Source organism: Fictibacillus phosphorivorans, from assembly GCF_023715845.1.
Lineage (GTDB): Bacteria > Bacillota > Bacilli > Bacillales > Fictibacillaceae > Fictibacillus > Fictibacillus phosphorivorans_D.
Map to the genome: position 1 here is coordinate 115,162 of NZ_JAMBOR010000007.1, position 20,626 is coordinate 135,787.

A 20,626-nucleotide genomic window follows, 5' to 3' on the forward strand; every position below is an offset into this window, starting at 1 on the left:
AGTTCTCTGCGTCTTTTTATGTTTTATTATTGAATATATGGTCTTGGATCGACCGCATTTGATTTTGAAGCATTCCATGGTCCTTTGTGTAGCTCAAAGTGAAGATGCTGACCGCGTGAAGCCCCAGTGTTACCTTGATAGCCTAGGAACGTTCCTTGAGAAACAGTTTGTCCTGATCTTACAGCTGGAAATGTTCTCATATGAGCATAGATGGTTGTATACAATTGTCCGTTAATATAGTGAGTAATAAACACACAATTTCCGTAGCTGCTTGACGTATAAGCTCTTGATACTGTCCCTGAAGCTGCTGCCACAATCGGTACAGCACTTCCTCGTTGAGCGATATCCATTCCATAGTGCATGCCGGCGCTTCTGTTACCAAAGGTAGACGTGATGATCCCTTGAGTTGGGAAAATAAAATCACGGCTTACAGGAGTAGGAGCTGGAGCCGGTGTTGGCGCTGGTGTAGGTGCAGGTGATGAAGAACCAGAATTTGAAGATCGTTTTCGAGCAGCTTCCTCCGCTTTTGCTTTGGCTGCTGCAGCTTCTGCTGCAGCTTTTGCAGCTGCCTCTCTCTTTTTACGCTCTTCTTCTTCTTTTTTCGCACGTGCAATCTCTGCTTTAATCGCTGCCTCTTGAGCAGAAAGTAAATCGTTCTTTTCATCTAGTGCCATAATGTGTTCATGTAAGTGTTCTTCTTCTTTTTCCAACTGTGCAAGAAGGGAACTTTTTTGCTTTTTCTGTGCAGTCAGTTTTTGGTTCAATCCTTCAAGCGCTTTTAAATCTTTATTAAGGGACGTAAGTTCACTTTCTACTTGTCCTTTTTTCATTTCAACATCAGCTTTATCCTGTTTGTGCTCTTCTAATATCGCTTTATCTTGCTCAGCGATCACATTAAGAGCAAATACACGATCTAAGAAGTCACCGAAATCTTTTGCACCTAATAAAACATCCAGGTAATTGACTGCTCCGCCGCTTTCATACATGGAACTTACGCGTTCTTTTAAAAGCTCGTCGCGCTCCTTAATTCTTTTTTCAAGCACGCTGATTTCTTTCTTCAGTTTTTCGATGGAAGCTTTTGTTTCTTTAATCGATTCTTTTTTGGCGCCGATCTGACTTAAGGTTTTATCAATGGAAGACTCTAAATCTTCTATTTGTTTAACCGTGTGATCTTGTTGGTTTTTATTTGCTTTTAATTCACTCTTAGTTTGATTCTGTTCAGAACGGTTTTGTTCTTTCTTTTCTTTTATAGAAGACAGTGTTTCTGCCGATACTGTATATGTACTAAATGCTAGACTTAGAGATAATGTTGCTATTACAAGCTTGCGTTTCAAAATGGGTACTCCTCCTTGTAAGTGTAAATGTTGCCAATTTCTTTACAAAAGTGATTATAACATTGTTCAGGCGTCATTTTTCGCGAATTATTATTACATTTTCGTTTCAAAATGTTACATATTGAAACACAATTCGACGCAATATGTATCGATTTGTATTTTTGTGGGAGTAAAATGGTATATTTAGAAGGATAGATTCATATAAATAGTAGGTAAAATTGGGGATGTTGCATTACAAAGATGTCAGCGTTTACAAACGTGACGTACCCGCTTAAATTAAGATTCAGAAACGAATATAATAAACGCTTTTTAAAACAAACAAACGGAAAAAAATGAATAAAATCGATACAGACAATCGTCTAAGGATTAAGAAGTTGGAAAGGGGGAGAGGACTTGAAATTGATTCGTAACAATAGAGAAAAAGATCTGTTTTTACAGGGGCTAAGTCAAGAAGAGTGGTTGGTTCAACTTATGGAACGGTATGAAGACAAAGTCATCAGACTTGCCTATACCTATGTGAAGGATCGGAAGCTGGCAGAAGATTTGACTCAAGAAGTGTTTGTTAAATGCTTCATCCATAAAGAAAATTTCCGAAGTGAATCCTCTGTTAAAACATGGGTGTATGCCATTACGGTAAATATTTGTAAAGACTACTTAAGAAGCGGATGGAAAAAGTACATTCATATCATTGATCGTTTAGGAAAATCCAAACAGTCCTCTGCTTTAACACCGGAACTTACGATTGTACAAAAAAGTGAATACGAAGCATTAGCAGACGAAGTTTTAAAACTTCCACTTAAGTATAGGGAAGTTATTCTTCTATTCTATTATAAAGAGCTCTCTGTTTCAGAAATCAGCCAGATCTTACATAAAAAAGAGCCGACAATCCGAACATTGCTTCAACGCGGAAGAGAGATGCTGCGTCGTAAATTAGAGAAGGGGAGATGAAAGCATGCAAGATCCTCTAAAGCAGCTGCCTGAAATCTTAAACAATGGCCGAATGAAAAATATTACTTTTAAAGAAGAACAGCGACACAAAGTTTTGCAGAAATTACATGATTGTAATAGACCCCCAGCACCGAAAAGCTGGTTCTATCATTGGTTTCATCAAGGCATGAGCTTGGCGCTTGGAATTGCTTTTATCTTTCTCATCATCCAGTTTGCGCAGGGCACACCGTTAAATGAAGACCAAAAGACAGCCGATCAACTCGTAAAAATTCCTTATGCAAATAAGGCGATTCTAACAAAAGCAAGGCATGACATGAGACATCATTATGATGTAACGGCAATCGACGCTTACCAAGAAGGAGATACTTTATTCGTACACATCATTTTTCCTGATCATTTGAATCGAGAAGAACAGATAAATTTAACAAAATCTTATCTGAAAGAAGTGTCTCATCTTACGTTAAACGAACCTTATGTAGCACAAGAATACTTGGGAGAGCTTTGGAATTATGTTAATGTAAAAATATATACAGCAGGAGAAGAACCAAAAGATGGCATGCTTGCAGATAAACTTCAAGTTGATTTCGGTTATGATTGGCTTGGTACAATTGATAAAAAAGAAGGTATACTAAAGTGGGACCAAATTTCTGATTAACAATCATACACAGTAACAGGAAATATTCATCAAGAAAAGAAGATATAAAGGAAACAAATAAAAGCGGTGAAAAGCATGGAAAATACACACATAACTTTTTTTACTGATATAGGAGCTCAAAAACCTAACAGCATTAAGAACAGAGAAACTCCTTGTCCTTTTTGCCGTATCGATGAGCTGGAAGAGGTCCTCGATCAGAGTGGTTCGGTCATTTTAGTGAAAAATAAGTATACGGTTCTGGACCAAGCCTTCCAAACTGTCTTGATCGAAACGGACGAATGCGAAGAGGACTTATCAACCTATACGAAAGAACACCTTTATAAGGTATTGAATTTTGGAATCAAACATTGGGAACGGATGATTGAAAGCGGAAAATATCGCTCCGTCATGTTCTTTAAGAACCATGGACCTTTATCAGGTGGGACAATTAGGCATCCGCATATGCAGATCATCGGCCTAAACGAGGTTGATTGTCAGCATGACTTTTCAGAAAGTCAGTTTGAAGGGATTCCTATCGTTGCAAAGGAAGGCGTTCGATTTACCATTTCCAATAAGCCCAGAGTCGGTTTTTATGAACTGAATGTGATCTGGGAAAAAGACGCTGAGCTTCCGTTATTTGCAGATTGTATACAAGCAGGCACTCATTTCTTGCTGAATCATTTTCATAGAAACTGCACAAGTTACAATTTATTTTTCTATAAAAATAACGAAACGACGTACTGCAAGATTATGCCACGCTTTGTTACGTCACCACTGTATATGGGATTCGGGATCCAGCAGGTGGCTAACAATATAGATAAGGTTGCAAATAAAATTAAGGAAATCTATTTTTCCGCATAAAAAAAACCAGATCTGTTCCTTGCAGATCTGGTTTTTTTTTATGTTTGCACTCTATTTTTCGCAGCTTTTTTCAAACAAGGTCTCCATCGCATAAACGATTAGAGGATGAGTTTCATCCATTACTTTGTTTATCTCTAGTCGTTCTGTCCATTGATGAGCATCTTTACCGAGAGGACCTATGTTAATGACTGGTATGTCGATCTCTCTCATGTCATCAAACGGAATATTGTACCGGGAGCCCAATAGCGGAAAATTACTTGTAAACGAAGATAGATCCAGGGCATCTCCTTTGAAACCAATATAACTTAGATCAGATAGACCACTGAAGTAATGTACGTTTACGAGGTTGCTGTTGAACTTCTCTTGTGCATGCTGTACCACTTTTTCGGTCGTGTGTTTAATCAAAGGGTGGTCGCTTGAACATACGGCCGGATAAAAAGGCGGTGTATAGAAAAGTACCGTCATAGGTGCTAAGTCCCGGCAAAGGCTGGCAAGTTCGAACACATATTGTAAGGTTAATTCTCTCTCGTCTGCGTTTGGATTGTTGGTGTGAAGCATATTTTCCCTTCGATCGAGCTCTTCCTGGCCGTATTTCTCAACCGCATGTTCATAAAGTTCATTAAATGTAAGTACTTTAATGTTTTCTTTTTCTGGCGTAAAAGGAATGATTTTAGAGACTTGCTGGCTTTTTTTATACAGCCTGTTCTCCAGCGAGGTTGCTGCTTTTTGTGCACTAGCAATGAGCATTTTTGTAATCTCAGAAAGCGGCCGTTTAAACATCATTAGGTTAAACAGTGTTACTGCGGCGTGCGGGATCTGAACAGAATAGTGATCCTTTAAATCTTTCTGAATGAGATTAGCGGGTACTGGTGTTGCTTCATCACGGAAAGTTTCAACATAATCGACGTTCCATTCTAGTTCTCTCGTAATCTCGGCTGCCATCGCATTTCCGTTCAGACCGGCGAGAGGTTCCCCGACATGTGTTTCCTTACCATAGCAAAGAAATCCTGGCAGAATCTTTCCGGTAGACCCCGTATACATATAAGGAGATGTATCTCCAGGGAACTTCGTGAAACTTGGTTCGCCGTTCAAACATGCAATATATCTTATATCATATTCTTCTTGAAGCTGGCGTAAAACACTGACTCCTGACAGCATTCCCGCTGAATGAACTTCTTCATCCGGAACAGAAATCATCAAGACATTCCCATTAAAATGCCCAGTTGCTGCTTTTTCGATCATTGAAATATGAAGGGCGACTCCTGCTTTCATGTCCATTGTTCCCCGGCCGAACAGCCACTCCCCAGAGTTTAGATCATCTTGTACAAAAGGATGTAGGAGCTCTTTGTTTTCTATGATTTTCTCAGTCAATTCATCAGGACGAAAAGCTAAGTGTTTCCACTCACCAAAGTCCTCGACCGCAACTACGTCAAAATGACTTAATAGAATGATGGTTTCTTTTACTGAAGGATCATTCTGTACGAAAGCAGTTACCAGTTTTCGTCCATCCGGAATGGGATGATGACGGAGATGATCTGGGTTCTGCGTAAAATATTCAAGAGAAGAAAGCGTATGGTAGAGATGCTCTGCCATGAACATTTCTCCATCCTGGTTTGTGATACTCGGAATGGATACAAGGTCTTTTAATAGTTTGGTATACCCCTTTTTGCACTGCCACTTTAACATGTATGTCCCTCCTTGATGTATGCCTTTTCTAACTATACTACTCTTTTCCCTTAATTCCTTTTTGAAAAATATCTTGGAATGTATTGACAGTATACAAGATCACATGGTATATGTGTATTATGATGAGTAGTACACTTAATACATTAGGGGTGGGTAAATGATTTCTGTTAGCAATTTATCTTATGCATTTAAGATAGGGAAGAAAGGTAAAGAAAACATAATTCCGGTATTACATGATGTTAATCTTCAAGTAGCAGAAGGCGAAATCGTTGCGGTTGTGGGAAGAAGCGGCTCAGGGAAATCAACATTATTAAACTTGATCTCAGGTTTTATCCAGTCAGAGGTAGGAAGCATCACGATCAATGGAACAGACGTAAGTAAGTTTTCTGAATCAAAATGGGCAGAGTTCCGTCTGAACCATCTTGGTTTTATCTTTCAAAGTTTTCAGCTGATACCGTCGATGTCGGCGTTTGAAAACGTAGAACTCCCTCTTGTTTTAAAAGGGGTAAGCGTAACCGAACGAAAAAAGAAAGCGGAAGAGATGCTAAAACGTGTAGGTCTTGAATCGTTTCAGCATCATTATCCCGGCGAACTATCAGGCGGACAGCAGCAGCGTGTGAGTATCGCTAGAGCCTTAATTCTCAATCCTCCTCTTATTCTGGCGGATGAACCAACGGGCAGCTTAGATTCGGAAAACGAAAAACAATTACTATCCTTTGTTAAAGAACTTAACGAAAAATACGGCATCACATTCTTAATGATTACACATGACCATGAGGTAGCGTCCATCGCTCATCGCAAAGTTGAAATCATTGATGGGTACTTAAGAGAGGAGAAAACACTTCATGAAGTTCAAAGATAAACACAGGTTTGTAAGAAGTAATATGAAGAAGAATCGAACGCGTGTCTGGATGACGATCTTAGCATCAACGATTGGATGTGCGTTCTTGATCATGCTGGCTTCTATTGGTTTTGCCATTCATAAAACCGCTGTAAACGATGTGATGAGTTTTCGTATGGTGAACGAAATACAGGTTGTGAAAGAAAATGGCAGGATGACAGAAAAGGATGTAAAAAAACTTGAGCAAGTTAAAGGAGTTAAAACAGTAACAAGAAAAAAATACGTTCCGGCCAACCAGTTATCTTTAGGTGAGTATCATAATTTTGCTGATGTGATGAGTGCTCATGTTCCTTCAGAAGAAAAAGCGGGATTCGAACTCGAAAAAGGCCGCATGCCTAAGGCTAAAAATGAAATCGTTGTAGGCTACCACTTTGCAGAAGAACTGCGAAAAGATCTTCCTGAAGGTTTAAGTGAAGAAGAAACTCAAAAAAAGATGAAGGAGTTTTCTTATAAAGGAGACTTGTTGAATGAAACGCTGAAGTATCATTTGACGACAGCAGGTCCTGAAAATAAGGCTGAAGGACCTGTAAAAACAGTTGATGTTAAAATCGTCGGAATCGGAAAGAAGCCAACCCGAGAATGGGCGCGTGATAATTCTGTATTCATTACCGAAGAGTTATATCATGAGGTAATCTCGGTCTTAAGAAAACAAGACCCAAAAATCATATCCGATAATGAGTTAAAAAGCTACGGAGAAGTAAAAGCCTTTACGGCAACAGCGGAGGATGTTAAGGAAGTAACAGATCGAATCGAAAAGCTAGAATATATGACGTATTCGATTATTAAAGAGTTAAAAGAGATGAACGTTTATTTCACCTTATTTAAAGCAGGATTGATTTTTATTGGAGCTATTGCTGTATTAATCGCTTCAATTGGAATTTTTAACACGATGACGATGGCGGTAACTGAGAGATCACAGGACATCGGAATCATGAAGGCGATCGGAGCTACTCCAAAAACAATTAAGCGAATTTTCCTATTAGAAAGCGCCTATATCGGTTTATGGGGTGTAGGTTTAGGCACTATTTTAGCTTACATCACCAGTTACGGTGTGAACTTTGTTCTTCCCATCATCATCGAGCAATTCGTTAATGAAAAGCCGCCTGAAGGATTCATGCTATCCTATATCCCTTGGAGTCTGACTTTAATAGCAGTCACGATCTGTATGGGAGTTACCTTGCTTTCGGGATGGAGACCTGCCGCGAAAGCCACAACAGTAGATGTTTTAAAAGCTTTGCGAAGAGATGTTTAAGCTTGAGCACCAGCCTAAAATGGCTGGTGTTTTTTATTATAAAGTTTGACTAAGAAACGAAGAAATAGCAGAAATGGTACTTGAAACTCATTTTCTATAAAAGGATGTTTAAAGTTCTGATGATTGGGCGGAAAATAGAATATCCTAATCATCAGGAGGGAAATGATTTTGAAAAAAATATTAAAAACCATGTTGCTGATTGTTTTGATTGTGATCCTTGCATCTTGCGGAAACAAAAAAGAAGACGAGCATAAAGACCATGAGATGGAAGAATCACAGGCGGCATCTAGTAGAGTAAGCGGATCATATATTGTGAATCTAGTAAATACGAAAGGAAAGAAAGCGGGGGAGGCAACACTTACCGAGACAGCTGAAGGTGTGACGATAGAAGTGAATGCAACAGGTCTCAAACCAGGTGAACATGGTATTCATTTTCATGAAAAAGCAATATGTACACCACCAGATTTTAAATCAACAGGCAGCCATTTTAATCCTACTAGTAAACAGCATGGTTTTTTAAATCCTAAAGGACCGCATGTTGGAGATATACTCAATATTACTGCTAATAAAAGCGGCGTCGTTCAAGAGGAAATATTATCCACGATGGTTTCGCTTTCTGGAAAGAAATCAAACTCTCTGTTCTCAAATGGTGGAACAGCACTCGTCATTCACGCAGGGGCAGATGACTACAAAACAGATCCTGCAGGCAACTCAGGAGACCGCGTTTTGTGCGGGGAAATTAAGAAATAGCTGTACGTTAAGTGTGTAAAGAGTGTGGAGAAACTTTGGAAGTGAAAGGGGCATAGAATCACTTAAATGATGCATAGAAGTCTAGTTTTTGTGCATAGAAAAGTGTAAAATGCATAGAACTTTATTTTAAGGGCATAGACGAATCCTTTTTGTGCATAGAAGTCGAACTTTTATGCATAGACCTCACAGTACGGTGCATTGAAAATCTTTCACGCTACTTCATAGTAAACAAACGGCTGACGCATACCCCTTGGCGTCGGCCAAGTTTCATTATAGGTAAGAATTTCAGCAAAAGGTACATTTCCTTGTATAAAACTAGTCTTTCAGCCGATCGAATGGGTCAGCACCGAGTACTTGTACTTCAACTACACCACTCAGAATAAAAAGGTTAAAAAAAGCCGGTTTATCGTTGTTACAAACGATCAAACCGGCTTTTTTCATTGAGTTCCTCTGTCCAACCCAATCTCCCATCAAGCGTGCACCTTTTTTCAGTATGTAGTTTAACTGACAATCTCACTGGGAAAGTAGAGCATATTAAGAGATATTTTCTATCAACCTTATAAGGAGGAAAAAAATGTATGATTACAACGGTGTAACGGATTCTTGGATGGCCTATTTAGGCAGATTGCCAGATTTACTTCTAGCTATTCTCGTATTATTAATTGGCTGGCTAATCGCCTCTTTGGTCTCAAAAGCAGTGAAAAAAGCACTGCACAAAACAGATTTTGATAACAAAGTAGCAAGATGGATGAAACCTGACAATAATCGTGAAGATCCAGAAAGAACGAGGTCTGGAAAATATTCCTCAGAAGAAATCATAAGTAAAGTAGTTTTCTGGATGCTTATGGCTGTGGCGATTGTTATGTTCTTGAACATGCTTAGCCTTCCGTATGTTGCTCAGCCGATTTCAAATGCTTTAGGGGTGATTGCAGCTGCAATTCCTCATCTATTAAAAGCAGCATTAATTGCTGCCGTGGCATGGCTGATTGCTTCTGGTTTATCGATTTTAGTAAAAAAACTAGGTCAGAATACGAGATTTGAAAGACTTCTGAACCGCTGGAAGCTGACTCGTGACCCTAAACAGTCCGATAAAGCAGTCATTTCAGCATCAAAAGCTGTATTCTATCTCACGCTTCTTTTATTCCTTCCTGCGGTATTAGCTGCATTAGGTATTGATGCCATTTCTGAACCTCTTGAGGGCATGCTCTCCGGATTCTTTGCATTCATACCAAAACTTCTAGGCGCTGCTATTATCCTATTTGTAGGCTGGATTGTAGCAAAAGTTGTTAAAGAGATCTTGGTAAACTTTTTACAAAGCATTGGTACAGACCGCTTGGCTTCCAAATTGGGTGCTGAACGTGCTTTAGATCAAACCTCATTATCCCAAATCATTGGTACGATCGTTTATGTCTTTATTTTGATTCCGGTTGTGATCTCAGCTCTTGAGACGCTTGATATTAACGGAATTTCTGGACCTGCAATCGGTATGCTTGGTCAGATCATGGATATGATTCCAAACATCATTGTAGCGATTATTCTTGTCGCAGCGGGATTATGGATTGGTAAATGGGTTAAGAATGCTGTAACTTCCTTATTAGAACGGGTTGGTTTTAACGGTATTTTCCATAAGATGGGGCTTGGCTCTCTTCATAAGAGTGATCAAACACTTACCATTTCCCAGATTATCGGTTATACCGCACAGATTCTGGTGGTATTGTTATTTACCATCGAAGCCCTTCAACTGGTTAACCTTGAAAGCTTAGTAAGTATCTTATCAGTGGTTCTTGCTTATATTCCGATGGTGTTAACGGCTGTTCTCGTCCTAGGTATCGGATTCTATGCAGGAGAACTAGTGAAACGTGTTGTTATGAGCATGGTCAAACAACAAACAGAAGGCAAGCTGCTTGGTAATATTGCGAAATATACGATCATTACACTTGCGTTCTTTATGGCTCTGGATCAATTAGGCGTTGCTAAGACAATCGTAAACGCTGCGTTTATCCTGATCTTAGGTGGATTCACGATTGCGTTTGGACTTGCTTTCGGTTTAGGTGGCCGTGAAGCCGCAGGGCGTACGCTGAACAAACTTAGCAGAAGAATGGAACAGACTACGATTCAAAGTCCCGACCCGGCCCAATGGAAAGATCAAACGAGCTTAAAAGATTTCCGTACACACAGTTCTAAAACGGAAAACGAATCATTGGGCGTTGATGTAGATAAACCTCATACGATTGCACGTGATCGTCAATTTGATCATTTGAATACACCAAGTGATGAATTTGGAATCAATAAAAACAACGATCCGAAACGAAACGACTTTTAATGAATTGAACTTAAAATAGTGGATGTGCTTAGCGCATCCACTATTCTTTTGTCTTTTGTATAGAAAAAATGCGATTAGGAAAAGGTGTTAAAGAAGGAAAGGGGATGAAGCATGCTGCAAGCCGCTTTATGGGGAGGAATCGCAGGTTCTGCTGTTTTGCTCGGAAGCTTCACAGGACTTGCCTTTTCTATTCCTAAAAAATGGACAGCTTGGATCATGGCGTTTGGAACAGGTATTTTAATCGGTGCTGTTTCTTTTGAGCTATTGGTTGAAGCTGTTGAGCAGAGCAACTTAAAAGTAACCGCGATAGGTTTTATTCTTGGGGCTTCTATTTTTACGATCATCAATAGCATTCTTGCAAAAAAGGGTGGTCATGAAAGAAAAATGTCAGGGATCAAAAAGACTAAAGGAGTGGGTATGACCATTTTCTTTGGCACCTTGTTAGATGCTATTCCTGAATCCGTCTTGATCGGTTCAAGTCTGATTGAACAAAGCAAAGTAAGCTGGCTGCTCGTAATAGCCATTTTTTTAAGTAATTTTCCTGAAGGATTGTCCAGCTCGATTGGTTTATTAAAAGAAGGTTTTTCTAAAAAGAAAATTATCGGTATGTGGATCTCGGTGTTCCTGATTTCTGCGATTGCCGCTTTATTGGGCTTTGTGTTATTAGAGAATGCGTCTGTAGCATTTCTTTCATTAATTGGGGCATTTGCAGGCGGTGCCATCATGGCAATGGTAGCCTCTACTATGCTGCCGGAAGCACATGAAGATGCAGGAGCAGCTGTGGGCTTGATCACGTCATTAGGCTTATTATGTTCATTGGTCTTGACACATTTTTCATAAAAAAAAACTTCGGCGATGCGAAGTTTTTTTTTACATTATGGAAGGTGAAGGCTCTTAATGTGCTGGATATTCAATAATACATTCCTATTTCTCTCGATGGTCAGCTGTAGTTGGCCGTTATCCATCTTAACCAATTTGCCAATTTTGTTCGGATCTTTTCCTAAATCAAAAATAACAAGCTTTCCTTCGTATTTTTTACATTGTTCGGTAAATGTTCTTGCCAGTGTCATGTTGATCGGAACCAATGGCAGTTCTTCGTTTGACAGGGTATAGGGCCTCTCACTTTCTTTATAAGGGATCAGCCATTTTAAATGCTGCATAGGAATAAGCATCATCTTATAGACGGGAGAATAAAAAACGAAGTAATCATTCATGATGTTTGTGATATATCCATGGATGGATTGATTACTCGTGATAAATACTTCGGAGAATAAGCCTTTTGCGTTCGTCAATATTTTTCTGAAAGATATCGTTTCTTCTTCAAAAATAATAGGTGTGTTTTTTGGCTTTTTGATCTCTTCTTCGTCATCGATACTGTTGTTGATAAGGTGGATGTGTACTTTGGGGATATATATAAATTGTTCTCCATCAAAAACCACTATGATATCGGTACCAATATCAATTATGATTCCAGTAATACTCTTGTTTCCGCTGATGGTAAGGTTAACTGTCTTACCAATATATCTGTTGTAAATACTCAAAACGTTCCTCCTGTGGTAGACAAGTTGAATATAATCAAATAAATGTCCTGTTTTTTATACAAAAACAGGACGGTTTATGAGTACAGTCTGATACAGCCCTGCTGAATCAAGACCTGCTAATCTCGGCTGTTTACTTCTTTTTGTTAGAAGACTCTTTCTTCTGAGAATTTGATTCTTCTTTACTTGAAGAATTTTTGCTAGAAGACTCTTTCTTGTGGCTGCTCTCTTCACGACATCCGCCGATTTGGCTGAAACTCTTAATATGGTGGATTGCAAGGATAATTACTTCGTCGCCATTGATAATTTCAATTGAGTTATGGCCAACTGCAACAAGAACGCCTTCTACGCTCTCTGGTCCTCCACGGTTAATTTTAACCTTGTGGTTGATAAAATGCTTTAATACACAACGGAAGGTATCGTCAATGCAGCTTTTTTTGTTCTTCCATTTACAGCATAAGCCATCCGCTTGAAGAACAATTGCCTTTACATGGGAAAGCTGATAGAAGACTAATTCGTTGCCTTGTTTGCCGCCTTTTCCTTTGCCTTTGCCTTTCCTTTTTCCTTTGCCGTCCTTATCTAAGTTTTGAATGGCTAGGAAGTCTTGACCTACGCAGACTAATCTTCCAACTCTTGATTCTGGACCGCCAGTATTGACTTGAATCCACTGGCCTAACAATTTGCATAGCTCTCTATGAGAGAGTACAGGTTTATTCTTACTCAAAAATATTTCCTCCTGATAATGATTTTGACTACTCTTGTCCATGCATTATATGTATCACACTGTTGAAAAGGCATAGGTATACTGTCTATATTTTAAAAAAATAGTCGAACGTCTAAAAATTTTAGAAGGGTATTTTCATTTCACTTACACAAGCTGGTAAGTATATAATGGAAGAAGAAAAAAGAGGAGGCGGAGAAAGATGGTTCTTTTCGGAAAAGTAATTCAGAAACATTTAAAAAATCCGCCGACTATTTACGTGAAAGAACAGATGACTTAATTCTTGTCATTTGTTCTTTTTTTATATAGAGGAGGGTAAGGGGATGCGTTATAAACGAGTCTTAATCAAGCTAAGCGGCGGAGCCCTAGCTGGGAATCAAGGGACAGGATTTGATCATCTTTCTTTAAATCACATCGCAAAAGAAGTTTTAGCTGTCATTGAAAAAGGAATCGAAGTGGCCATCGTTGTCGGAGGAGGCAATATATTTAGAGGAAATCTGGCCGAATATTGGGGGATTGAACGGGTAGAGGCAGATCAGATTGGGACCCTAGGTACTGTTATAAACAGCCTAATGCTAAGAGGTGTCTTAAAAAGTAAATTAGACCGGGAAGTAAGGGTTATGAGTTCGATACCCATCAGTACAGTTGCCGAGCCTTATATCAGGCTGAGAGCTGTTCATCATTTAAATAAAGGATATGTTCTTATCTTTGCGGGCGGCAATGGGCAGCCTTATGTCACAACTGATTATCCTGCTGTTCAACGAGCCTTAGAAATGAATTGCGATGCCATTCTTTGCGCAAAACAAGGTGTTGATGGAGTATATGACAGCGATCCAAACCGATTTAAAGAAGCGAAGAAGTACGCAACCCTTCACTATGATGAGGCGATCAGAAATAATTTAAAAGTTATGGATCAATCGGCACTTATCCTTGCTAGAGACCACGGTTTGCCGATTCACCTTTTTGATTTTAATCAAGAGGGATCGTTTTTAAAAATCTGCAGAGGGGAAGATATCGGAACGTTTATCAGCCATAATATTGAAACGGCACTCGTATAAAAGAGTGACAAAAGGCATTCGAAGTCCTACTGGCTAAGAATGCCTCTTTGAATAGTAACTTAATCCTTTTCTCATATTAAGAGTAGAGAAGAGGTGACAGACTTTATGATGAAATGGCTAAAAAAGAAGCCGAAAGAGCAGAGTCATACAATTGATTTATCGAATAATACATATGCAAGCATAGTGGAACTTATTGATAATGCAAAAGAATCGGCAGACTTTATTCATTATCCACAAAAGACCATTCATCACAATGTATACATCTCTTATTATAAAGCTATGATCGACGGTGAACTGCTGCATCGAGATCTTCTTCCTTACGTGATTCACAACAAAGATTTCAAGTCATTAAAGGATCTAAAAGATATATTGCCCATTGAAAGTGTAACGATAACCAAGGATATAAAAGAAATTCAGAATAAACTTCTGCGTGGGTTCATTCTTATACAGTTCGGTGAATATGACGAAGAATGTGCCGTGATCCGCGCTGAGAATGGTGCAACAAACCGTCCAGTTTCGGTTTCAGAAATTGAATTCTCTGTAATCGGTCCTAAGGAAGCTTTTATCGAAAACCTCGATGCAAATCTCTATTTGATTAGAAGAAGACTGCCTGTGCCGGAACTTCGTTTTAAAGAAATCGTGATAGGAAAATTTTCAAAGACACGTGTAGTTATCGCTTATTTAGAAGGTATAGCTGGAAAAGAAAACATCAATACCGTTACGCAAAGGATTAAGGATTTGGAGGCTGAAGTCATCCCAGACAGCTCGTATTTAGAACAAATGATCTCAGATAACACCAAATCTGTCTTTCCTCAGCTGATTACGACAGAACGACCTGACAGAGTAGTTGCCATGCTTAATTACGGACAGATAGCCGTTCTTTCGGAAGGATCACCCCAAGCGTTACTTGGACCGACAGGAATAACAGAGTATTTTGTGTCTCCTGAAGATTATTACTTGTCTTGGGTACTTGGTTCGTTATTCCGTTTCATCCGATTTATTTCAGTTATTTTTTCTACATTCGCAACACCAATATATGTTGCTGTATTAACGTATCATTACCAGATGATTCCTAAAGATCTTCTTGCTCCTTTAATATCATCGCGTGTTAATATTCCGTTTCCACCTATATTGGAAGTGTTGTTTCTAGAGTTAACCATTGAGCTGCTGAGAGAAGCAGGAGCGCGTTTGCCTACGAAAGTTGGTCAGACACTCGGTATCGTTGGAGGTATCGTAATCGGGCAGGCATCCGTCGAAGCGGGGTTGACGAGCAACATCTTATTGATCATTGTGTCTTTGTCAGCTCTTGCTTCTTTCACTACACCAATCTATAAAATGGCTAACACAATCCGTATCCTTCGTTTTCCATTTATCTTTTTTGCAGCCAATTGGGGTGGAGTGGGAATCGTCATCGCGATGTGCTTTGTATTGGTTCATCTGCTAAGGTTGGAATCACTAGGAAGGCCATATATGGCACCGCTTTATCCGCCTCGATTATTAGACATGACGGATACTGTAATCAGATTGCCATACAATAGATTGTTAAAAAGACCAGTAAGCTTAGGTACTCAGCTTCCGAACAAAAACAAACTAAAAGAAATGAGAAAAAAGAAGGACATCGATGAATGATGAAGATGAAGATTATTCTCTTAGCGTCTATTCTTATTTTATTAGCAGGCTGTGTACCGAAGGAAATCATTGATGATGTTCAGCTGATCCATGCCATTGGATTTGATGAACTTCCTGATGGTAATATTCAGGGTACGATTACGTATCCGATCTTTGAACAGGATGGAAAGGTTCGAGTTGAATATCTTTCAGCTGTATCGCATACTAGCCGGTTTCTTCGTTCTAAATTAAACACAAAATCTCCAAAAACACTTGCTGCTGGGCAATTGCGTATTGTACTTTTTAATCACAAATTTGCAAGAAAAGGCATATTGGATATCATGAATTCCCTTTATCGTGATCCTAACGTGGGTAATCGTTTATTTTTATCTGTCGTAGAGGGGAATACGAATAAATTATTAACAAACGAATATACAGCTACACCGCTTCCTTCCATATATATCATGGAACTGCTTGAACAAAATATTAAAAGTGAAAACCTCCCAAGAACAAACTTGCATGTTTTTCTTTATAGCTATTACGGTGAAGGAATAGATCCTTTTCTACCTATCATTAAATCAGAAAAAAATTCCTTACAGCTTAATGGAATCGCTCTATTTAGAGATGACAAATATGTAGGCCGAATCAATCACAAGGAGTCTTTTGTATTTAAAATTTTGCTAGAAGGTTCTAGGACAGGAAATTATGAAGTTCAATTAAAAAAAGGAAAACGTAAAGGTCATTCCGTTATTCGGAATATTAAAGGAACAGCCTCCTATAAGGTAAAAAAGGTAAATGGGGTTCCAGAATTCAATATAAAACTGAAAATTTTAGGAGAGATCCATGAATATCCACCTTGGTTAGATTTAGAAAATAAACAGAATATCCAACTCGTTGAAAAAACATTAACAAAAGAAATTAATAAAGATGCCAAAAAGATAATCGCCAAGTTTCAAAGGTTAAACGTTGATCCGCTAGGGTTAGGTGACCAAGTAAGACGACGGGAAAAGAATTGGGTTTTTAAACGATTTAAGGAACAATACCCTGATATGAAAATCTCTGTTTCAACGGATTTTGAAATTGTGGAGTCTGGTGTAATTGAATAAAAAGAAACAGCTGTTGTGTATAGCAGCTGTTTTTTTCTGTAAATGTAAAAATGTTTTAAAAAGCGGACAAAAAAACAGATTTGCTGCGAATGGTTATAAAGTTATTCCTGTATAGAGATATAGAATAGGGAGAGTTAGAAGGGGGCAATAACTGTGAGAACAACTGATGAGAAAATAAAACTTCGTAACCATTGGTTCAAAATTATTTTGATCAGTCTTTTTTCAATGGTATTCATGTTTAAAATTGCTGTAACAACATTCACGTTTCATTTCTCTGATCTGCTGGCGTTTCTTTTAGCAATATTTGCAATCGGAATCTGCAGCATGTTCTATGTAAAGATAAATGAAGCACTACAAGCTTTTTCTGCAGCCGGAAAATCATTCCTGCCAGGTTCTCCTAAAGATACACAGAACGAGACAGAGGAAGCAGAAGAGATCCTTGAAACAGAGATTACATACGATGAATCAGAAAAAGAAGAGATGGAACGACAATTATTCATGTTGGAAGATCAAGTGAAACGAATGAAACAAGTCCAACAAGAAATTACGAACCGATTGGTTGATGAAGATCTTCACGAAGATGATAAGCGAGATTATATCGATTATCTGCTACAGAAAGAAAAAGAAATCATGCTGGCAAAACAAGAAATCGTGCGAATTACTTCCCTATTAGATCCAGAAGAAATGGTTGAAGACGAATATGAGAATGATGAACAGCAAGTAGAAGAGATACAAGATGAACAATCTATACAAACGGCGACTGCTAAAGATGTCGTACAGCTTTTAGGAAAAGAATTTGTTTTGAATGCAAGTCTAGAACAATTCAATCACAAAATGAGAGAGATACAGCATTCCATCACGGTAGAAACGGCTAACCACCTGAAGGAAGAAGGGTTGATCGATCCTTACTTCAATGTAACCCGCAAAGGTTTAAAAGAATTTCGACGTGCCGCAAAGAAGTTTAGTTATGGCGACAGTGTGAAATTTTTATCTAAGGTCGTTCAAAGAGGAAATCATAGATAAATAAAGGCTGATTCACTAGCTTAACAGCTTAAGTGAATCAGTTTTTTTATTTGAATTCGTAATTTTGTCACTCTTATTTTTTCGGCTTTTTCCAATCCCTGCTACAATAGACTTAGATTTGTTGTGAAGGAGTTCATTTGTATGTTCATAGTTGCTAAAGCCATGCTGTATTTGTGTTTTTCCATTTTAATCGGGGCATGTATCCTTTATTCTGTTCCAATAACCAAACGGCCTGAAATTTGTATTAAAAAATCATGGCTGCTGTTGCTTGTCGCCGTAGTCCCCATTTTCGGTATAGGAGAGTTGATGAGGCTTACTCTTTATTTAGGAGAAGGAATCGGCTATTGGCTAACCTTTCAAAATATTATTTTTAGTTTCGAGTTAGGAAAGGGCTGGCTTTTTTTAACGGGCATCACTGTCTTGTTATTTTTTATGATCCTGTTTAATGATATTGGGAAAGAAAGGTTTTTTGCAGGGCTATCCTTGTTTTTATTAACTGGGATGGCACTATCCATCGGTTATGCGAGCCATGCTGCAAGCTTAGACTCATTCGGTATAGTTGCTCATTCTCTTCATTTTTTAGCGGTTACAGCCTGGTCAGGTACACTTCTTACGGTCGGTTTTTTTAGTAAAGGTGAAGGTCCGGGAGTTGCTTTTTATAAATGGTTCACCCCTTTCGCGTTAATGTGTCTGTTTATTGTGATCGGAGCTGGATTATGGCTCATGTCATACATCGTGCCTGAATATGTGAACGGGTATATGCTCAATTATGGGCAAGCGTTATTGATTAAGCATGTTTTACTTTTTGTTGTGATTTTTTATAGTGTGATCAATGGTATATGGTTAAAGAAAAAACGTTTAAGTGGAGAAGGTTCTTTATCCATAAAGAGATGGATAAAAGTAGAAGGGATTCTATTGTTCTTCGTTTTTGCAGCGACAGCTGTGATGAGCCAGCAGACACCGCCGCATGATGTAGCACAAACTCTCAAAATGGAGAAGCCTTCCTCTTTATTTTCTTTGATTACGGGATTGAATCCTGGTGAGAATCCGATGTTGAAAATCGATCTATCACTATTGAGCTTCGGCTGGCTGTTTGCTTGTATCGTTCTTTTAGCAGGTGTGTTTATGGGTATTAAAAGAAAAATAGGATTTCTCCCCGTCTTCATCGTTTCCATTTTAGCTGCTGGTTCACTGTATTTAGCCGTGATGTCATCATTATCATTATAAAGAGAAAGTGAGGGGTTAAACATGGATAGTAAACTGCAATCTCAGCTTGATGGACTGATTGAAAAATATGCTGAACTTTTGATTGGCAAAACAGAACCTGAGTATATTGAAAAAGTGAAAGCATATGTGTTATACGCGAGTATCGCTAAAAACATGCCGCCTCTAGCCAAACATTGGAATGAGAGTTATCCGGATGCAAAAGATGCGATGAAAGACTTATTCAGTGAAATTAAGAAGTTAAACGAAGAGCAACGTAGAGATCAAAAATAAGGGAAAGCAGTCTTTTTAGGCTGCTTTTTCTTGTGGTTTAAATAATTTAAATTTTGCAAAATCGACAAAGTTTGCAAAAAGAATGATATATTTAAAGCGGTTACATTGTATAGAAATTTACCATTTATATATAGAGTAGAGAACGTAATGGGGAGGCAATTAGATTGGAACAAGCAATGCGTAATTTTTTCTTATTCTTAGCTAAAAACAAGTCAATGACGAGCTTGGCAAAAAAATATGGCTTGCGTTTCGGTGCAGCACGTTTTGTAGCAGGAGCAACACTTGAGAGCTCTATTGTAGCCATCAAAAAATTAAATCAAAAAGGGATGCCTGTTACGATTGACCATTTAGGTGAATTTGTAGATAGCGAACGTGAAGCAGCTGAAATGACAGAGCATTGTATCCAAGCGGTAAAAGCAATCGCGAAGGAAAATCTAGATTCACAGCTTTCGTTAAAACTGACTTCCATGGGGTTAGACATCAGCGACGAGCTGGTTCTCAGCAACATGAGAAAAATCATGGATGCTGCTGTAAAGCATAATGTATTTATCACGATTGATATGGAAGATTACTCTCGTTGTGAAAAAACATTGCAGATCTTTAAGCAGCTTAAAAAAGAATACGACAACATTTCCACTGTAATTCAAGCCTATCTGTACCGTTCCTTGGAGGATGTACAGGACCTTAATGAATATAAACCTAACCTGCGTTTGGTTAAAGGTGCCTATAAAGAATCTCCGAAAGTGGCTTATCCTGAAAAAAGCGATGTGGATAACAACTTTAAGAAATTGATAGAGACTCATCTATTAAATGGTAACTACACAGCAGTTGCTACGCATGATGATGAGATCATTCAGTATACAAAGGATCTGGTTAAAAAGCACAACATTCCTTATGATCAATTCGAATTCCAGATGCTTTACGGAATTCGTGTCGAACGCCAAGAACAGTTATTGCAAGAAGGATACAAGATGCGTATCTACGTACCTTACGGAAACGACTGGTACGGCTACTTCATGAGAAGACTTGCAGAAAGACCAGCAAACGTTATGTTTGTGCTCAAAGGTGTTCTCGGAAAGTAGTTATTTTATGCGAAGAGCTTTTTGTAAGGTTGATTTTTGTGAACAAAAATCTTCATAATCGTGTTTGTATGAGGGGCAACGTACAAAAATAGGCTCTGACTGTACAAAAAAATTGCGTAACCGTACAAAAAAATTTGCATACCTGTAAAAAGATAGCGTCACTGTACAAAACTGTTTTTTTTAACTTTATATAAATGTGAAGAACTCTCTCAACGGGAGTTCTTTTTTTAATTGTTTGGGGTCTGTCCCGGGACAGACCCCAAACAATTTAGAAACAATTCAAAGAAATCGGTCAGAACTATTG

General features: G+C 38.5%; 20 protein-coding genes. 15 read left to right on the forward strand and 5 right to left on the reverse strand.

Annotated features, from left to right (window positions below):
• Positions 1-26: 26 nt before the first annotated feature.
• Entirely contained in the window at positions 27-1,334 is a 1,308-nt protein-coding gene (locus M3206_RS07805; protein WP_251311956.1) for a murein hydrolase activator EnvC family protein, read from the reverse strand.
• Positions 1,335-1,727: 393 nt separating this feature from the next.
• On the opposite strand from M3206_RS07805, the gene M3206_RS07810 reads away from it, so the two are divergent.
• From M3206_RS07810 to M3206_RS07820, 3 genes are all read left to right on the forward strand, one after another.
• Positions 1,728-2,282 (forward strand): sigma-70 family RNA polymerase sigma factor, encoded by a 555-nt coding sequence (locus M3206_RS07810; protein ID WP_251311957.1) that lies wholly within the window; start codon positions 1,728-1,730, stop codon positions 2,280-2,282.
• A 4-nt stretch (positions 2,283-2,286) separates the two neighbouring features.
• Entirely contained in the window at positions 2,287-2,937 is a 651-nt protein-coding gene (locus tag M3206_RS07815) for a hypothetical protein (protein WP_251311958.1), read from the forward strand.
• 75 nt (positions 2,938-3,012) lie between these two features.
• Positions 3,013-3,777, forward strand: coding sequence for a DUF4931 domain-containing protein (locus M3206_RS07820; RefSeq protein ID WP_251311959.1), 765 nt, complete (start codon positions 3,013-3,015; stop codon positions 3,775-3,777).
• A gap of 51 nt (positions 3,778-3,828) precedes the next feature.
• Here the strand turns inward: M3206_RS07820 and M3206_RS07825 are convergent, their stop codons facing one another.
• The gene (locus tag M3206_RS07825; RefSeq protein WP_251311960.1) at positions 3,829-5,463 is read right to left on the reverse strand and encodes a M20/M25/M40 family metallo-hydrolase; all 1,635 of its coding nucleotides are present in this window, start codon (positions 5,461-5,463) and stop codon (positions 3,829-3,831) included.
• Positions 5,464-5,620: 157 nt separating this feature from the next.
• Here M3206_RS07825 and M3206_RS07830 point away from each other — a divergent pair, with 157 nt between their 5' ends.
• The 3 genes from M3206_RS07830 to M3206_RS07840 all read left to right on the forward strand — a co-directional run bounded on the left by M3206_RS07830 (position 5,621) and on the right by M3206_RS07840 (position 8,366).
• The gene (locus M3206_RS07830; protein WP_251311961.1) at positions 5,621-6,325 is read left to right on the forward strand and encodes an ABC transporter ATP-binding protein; all 705 of its coding nucleotides are present in this window, start codon (positions 5,621-5,623) and stop codon (positions 6,323-6,325) included.
• Positions 6,309-7,616: an ABC transporter permease gene (locus M3206_RS07835; protein WP_251311962.1), complete on the forward strand. Its 1,308-nt coding sequence runs from the start codon at positions 6,309-6,311 to the stop codon at positions 7,614-7,616. Before M3206_RS07830 ends, M3206_RS07835 begins: the two co-directional genes overlap by 17 nt.
• Positions 7,617-7,778: 162 nt before the next feature.
• Positions 7,779-8,366 (forward strand): superoxide dismutase family protein, encoded by a 588-nt coding sequence (locus M3206_RS07840; RefSeq protein ID WP_251311963.1) that lies wholly within the window; start codon positions 7,779-7,781, stop codon positions 8,364-8,366.
• 315 nt (positions 8,367-8,681) lie between these two features.
• Here the strand turns inward: M3206_RS07840 and M3206_RS07845 are convergent, their stop codons facing one another.
• Complete coding sequence (locus M3206_RS07845; protein WP_251311964.1) at positions 8,682-8,837, reverse strand: hypothetical protein; 156 nt, start codon at positions 8,835-8,837, stop codon at positions 8,682-8,684.
• Between the two features lie 103 nt (positions 8,838-8,940).
• On the opposite strand from M3206_RS07845, the gene M3206_RS07850 reads away from it, so the two are divergent.
• The gene (locus M3206_RS07850; protein WP_251311965.1) at positions 8,941-10,689 is read left to right on the forward strand and encodes a mechanosensitive ion channel; all 1,749 of its coding nucleotides are present in this window, start codon (positions 8,941-8,943) and stop codon (positions 10,687-10,689) included.
• A 111-nt stretch (positions 10,690-10,800) separates the two neighbouring features.
• Entirely contained in the window at positions 10,801-11,529 is a 729-nt protein-coding gene (locus tag M3206_RS07855) for a ZIP family metal transporter (protein ID WP_251311966.1), read from the forward strand.
• Between the two features lie 35 nt (positions 11,530-11,564).
• Here M3206_RS07855 and M3206_RS07860 read toward each other — a convergent pair whose 3' ends face one another.
• Together M3206_RS07860 and M3206_RS07865 are read right to left on the reverse strand one after the other, a co-directional pair.
• The gene (locus M3206_RS07860; RefSeq protein ID WP_251311967.1) at positions 11,565-12,230 is read right to left on the reverse strand and encodes a DUF2642 domain-containing protein; all 666 of its coding nucleotides are present in this window, start codon (positions 12,228-12,230) and stop codon (positions 11,565-11,567) included.
• 130 nt (positions 12,231-12,360) lie between these two features.
• Positions 12,361-12,951 carry a hypothetical protein gene (locus M3206_RS07865; protein WP_251311968.1) on the reverse strand — a complete coding sequence of 197 codons (591 nt, stop codon included), beginning with the start codon at positions 12,949-12,951 and terminating at the stop codon, positions 12,361-12,363.
• Between the two features lie 320 nt (positions 12,952-13,271).
• On the opposite strand from M3206_RS07865, the gene pyrH reads away from it, so the two are divergent.
• From pyrH to M3206_RS07900, 7 genes are all read left to right on the forward strand, one after another.
• The gene (gene pyrH / locus M3206_RS07870) at positions 13,272-14,006 is read left to right on the forward strand and encodes a UMP kinase (RefSeq protein ID WP_251311969.1); all 735 of its coding nucleotides are present in this window, start codon (positions 13,272-13,274) and stop codon (positions 14,004-14,006) included.
• A gap of 105 nt (positions 14,007-14,111) precedes the next feature.
• The gene (locus tag M3206_RS07875) at positions 14,112-15,635 is read left to right on the forward strand and encodes a spore germination protein (protein ID WP_251311970.1); all 1,524 of its coding nucleotides are present in this window, start codon (positions 14,112-14,114) and stop codon (positions 15,633-15,635) included.
• Positions 15,632-16,720 (forward strand): Ger(x)C family spore germination protein, encoded by a 1,089-nt coding sequence (locus M3206_RS07880; RefSeq protein ID WP_251311971.1) that lies wholly within the window; start codon positions 15,632-15,634, stop codon positions 16,718-16,720. The genes M3206_RS07875 and M3206_RS07880 overlap by 4 nt, the downstream gene beginning before the upstream one ends.
• Positions 16,721-16,873: 153 nt before the next feature.
• Positions 16,874-17,743, forward strand: a complete 870-nt coding sequence (locus tag M3206_RS07885; RefSeq protein WP_251311972.1) for a hypothetical protein — start codon at positions 16,874-16,876, stop codon at positions 17,741-17,743.
• Between the two features lie 141 nt (positions 17,744-17,884).
• Positions 17,885-18,970 (forward strand): copper resistance D family protein, encoded by a 1,086-nt coding sequence (locus M3206_RS07890; protein WP_251311973.1) that lies wholly within the window; start codon positions 17,885-17,887, stop codon positions 18,968-18,970.
• 21 nt (positions 18,971-18,991) lie between these two features.
• Positions 18,992-19,240: a DUF2573 family protein gene (locus M3206_RS07895; protein ID WP_251311974.1), complete on the forward strand. Its 249-nt coding sequence runs from the start codon at positions 18,992-18,994 to the stop codon at positions 19,238-19,240.
• A gap of 164 nt (positions 19,241-19,404) precedes the next feature.
• The gene (locus M3206_RS07900) at positions 19,405-20,322 is read left to right on the forward strand and encodes a proline dehydrogenase (protein ID WP_285876833.1); all 918 of its coding nucleotides are present in this window, start codon (positions 19,405-19,407) and stop codon (positions 20,320-20,322) included.
• The last annotated feature ends 304 nt before the right edge of the window (positions 20,323-20,626 follow it).

Bases quoted from the DNA above. Each gene is read 5' to 3' on its own strand.
- M3206_RS07815 (WP_251311958.1), top strand. From the start codon at position 2,287: ATGCAAGATCCTCTAAAGCAGCTGCCTGAAATCTTAAACAATGGCCGA.
- M3206_RS07820 (WP_251311959.1), top strand. From the start codon at position 3,013: ATGGAAAATACACACATAACTTTTTTTACTGATATAGGAGCTCAAAAA.
- M3206_RS07825 (WP_251311960.1), bottom strand. From the start codon at position 5,463: ATGTTAAAGTGGCAGTGCAAAAAGGGGTATACCAAACTATTAAAAGAC.
- M3206_RS07830 (WP_251311961.1), top strand. From the start codon at position 5,621: ATGATTTCTGTTAGCAATTTATCTTATGCATTTAAGATAGGGAAGAAA.
- M3206_RS07835 (WP_251311962.1), top strand. From the start codon at position 6,309: ATGAAGTTCAAAGATAAACACAGGTTTGTAAGAAGTAATATGAAGAAG.
- M3206_RS07840 (WP_251311963.1), top strand. From the start codon at position 7,779: ATGATTTTGAAAAAAATATTAAAAACCATGTTGCTGATTGTTTTGATT.
- M3206_RS07845 (WP_251311964.1), bottom strand. From the start codon at position 8,837: ATGGGAGATTGGGTTGGACAGAGGAACTCAATGAAAAAAGCCGGTTTG.
- M3206_RS07850 (WP_251311965.1), top strand. From the start codon at position 8,941: ATGTATGATTACAACGGTGTAACGGATTCTTGGATGGCCTATTTAGGC.
- M3206_RS07855 (WP_251311966.1), top strand. From the start codon at position 10,801: ATGCTGCAAGCCGCTTTATGGGGAGGAATCGCAGGTTCTGCTGTTTTG.
- pyrH (WP_251311969.1), top strand. From the start codon at position 13,272: ATGCGTTATAAACGAGTCTTAATCAAGCTAAGCGGCGGAGCCCTAGCT.
- M3206_RS07875 (WP_251311970.1), top strand. From the start codon at position 14,112: ATGATGAAATGGCTAAAAAAGAAGCCGAAAGAGCAGAGTCATACAATT.
- M3206_RS07880 (WP_251311971.1), top strand. From the start codon at position 15,632: ATGATGAAGATGAAGATTATTCTCTTAGCGTCTATTCTTATTTTATTA.
- M3206_RS07890 (WP_251311973.1), top strand. From the start codon at position 17,885: ATGTTCATAGTTGCTAAAGCCATGCTGTATTTGTGTTTTTCCATTTTA.
- M3206_RS07895 (WP_251311974.1), top strand. From the start codon at position 18,992: ATGGATAGTAAACTGCAATCTCAGCTTGATGGACTGATTGAAAAATAT.